Source organism: Candidatus Hakubella thermalkaliphila (assembly GCF_013281975.1).
In the GTDB taxonomy this organism is placed as follows: Bacteria; Actinomycetota; Humimicrobiia; order Hakubellales; family Hakubellaceae; genus Hakubella; species Hakubella thermalkaliphila.
Genome location: NZ_BLRZ01000197.1, coordinates 1 through 2195 on the forward strand (window position 1 = coordinate 1; position 2195 = coordinate 2195).

At 44.8% G+C, this 2195-nt stretch carries 2 protein-coding genes; both read left to right on the top strand.

Features of this window, described 5'->3' with window-relative positions; genetic code table 11:
• Positions 1 to 119 precede the first annotated feature (119 nt).
• Positions 120 to 1241, top strand: a complete 1122-nt coding sequence (locus tag HW443_RS10810; RefSeq protein ID WP_455423488.1) for an IS1634 family transposase — start codon at positions 120 to 122, stop codon at positions 1239 to 1241.
• Between the two features lie 339 nt (positions 1242 to 1580).
• On the top strand, positions 1581 to 2195 hold a 615-nt coding region (locus tag HW443_RS10815), incomplete at its 3' end, for a DUF1016 N-terminal domain-containing protein (protein ID WP_258190518.1).

The window sequence follows — 2195 nt, forward strand, 5'->3', positions numbered from 1 at the left end:
TGAAGATACGGGGTGCTTTTAGGCCAGTTACCCACACTTAAGGGAGAAGAGCCAAAAATATACACTACACACCAGACATACAGAAACTATAGCGTAATCCGCAGATCACCTACAAAAAGCTGGTCGAGGCTATTGACTCTCTGGACGGTATGGATGGCGATCAGGTACAAGAGCGGATTTTTTCTCGATTAAAAGAGGCTTTGACTCTTTCTCCGTCGGGCTATCTTTACGACATTACGAACATCTATTTTTATGGTGTTTGTTGTCCTCTGGCCAAGAAGGGGCAAAATGCGGAGGGGCGGAATCAGTCGCAGATACAGATTGGGCTGGCCATAACGAAGGAAGATGGGATTCCCCTTTTTCATAAGGTGTTTGAGGGCAACATCTTTGATTCGAAGACCTTGCCGGATATACTTCTTCATCTCAAACAGCATCAGATTAAGACTGTCTGTATGGTCTGGGACCGGGGTGTTTCCTCGAAGCTGAATATCAGGGAAGCCAGGGGGATGGGATTTGAGGTGCTCTGTGGTTTGGCCTTGCAGACGGGACTGAAGCAGGTGGTTGATAAGGTATGGGAAGAGGATATTGTCTCCCTGAAATATAGAGTCAGGCTCAGGAGCGCCACTTTTTATGTAAAAAAGCAGAGGCACGAGGTTGAAGGACTTAGAGGGCACCTTGCTGTATGTGTCAATGAGAAGCAGCGACAGGCGATCCGGGAGAGGCGCTACGATGAGATTGATCAGGCCCTTAAGCTTCTTCAAGAGAAGAAGACCATAAAAGCTGGTCTTAGAAAATATATCAAGGGAAACAAAATCAATCAGGGAGCTTTGCAGTTGGCAGAGCGCTATGATGGGGTCTCGGTTATTTTTTTCACCCAGAATCTCAGGGCAGAGGAAATGGTCAAAGGATATTTTGGGAAGGACCGTTTGGAGAAGTCGTTCTGGTGCCTGAAGAGCTTTTTAGAGATGGACAAAGTGAGGTTTTGGTTAGCCCATCGGGTAAGAGGGCACATTTTTATTTGTTATCTTGCTTATCTACTCCTCTCTGTGCTTGAATACAGATTAAAGGAAAGTGGAATGAGTGCCGCTGATGCTTTGGAGACGATGGAATCGATGTATAAAGTGTATCTGACAGATCCGAAGTCTAAGAATAAGTTTGTCAAGACAGTAACCTTGAGCAAGAAACAAGAAGAGATTCTCAAAAAGGTCAATCCTCTGCTCTTGTCAAAGTGTAGTGTATAAAATTAAGGGAAAAGTCAGGTAAATAACGTTAAATGAACTACCCTGCAGCAAGCTGCAGGGTATCAAAGTCAAAACAATATACTGACCCTGTAGCAAGCTACAGGGAATTCTCAAGTTAAAATTGAACGCCAGCCAGCCGAAATAGCAATCTCGGAAGGCTTGCGCTTAGCCAAGACCCTTCAAAAGATAGAGGTGGAGAAGTTGATTCAGAACAGGCGGGAAGAATTGCGCCAGGCTCTTCTTGAAGTTCAAAAAAGAATTCAAATGCTTTTAACCCACCTTAAAGGTTCACAGAAACATGATTAACAAGTACAGCTTTGAAAATAAGGCTTTCAGAAAATGAAAAAGCTCACCAAAACACCAAATTATTCCAGGCTCATCACTAACCTTGCATCCCTCATTGAGCAGGGACGTAAAGCAGCGGTGCGGTATGTGAATACGGCTTTGGTGGCTACTTACTGGCTAATCGGCAGAAGGATTGTGGAATATGAGCAGAAGGGGAAAGAAAGGGCGGAATATGGAGAGGCACTACTGAAGAAGATATCTACTGATTTAACTCCACGATTTGGCAAAGGCTTTACAGAGAGAAATCTTGAATATATGCGGCAATTCTATCTTACATACCCAGAGATTTCGCACACGGTGTGTGCGGAATTGCCTGAAGATAGGGCTGCTGAGAAATCGTACACAGTGGGTACGGAATTGATTCCAATTTCCCAGGCAGTGTCTGGAATATCCGAGGCCCTGGTGCGGAAATTCCCCTTATCATGGTCTCACTACCGCTTGCTCATACACATTGACGAACCCTTCAAGCGTGAATTTTATGAGGCGGAGTGTATTTGTGGCAACTGGTCAGTCAGGCAACTGGATAGGCAGATTCAATCCATGCTTTACGAACGAACGGCATTATCCAAACGTAAACTGGCAGTCATTGCCAAAGCCCACGAAAAACCT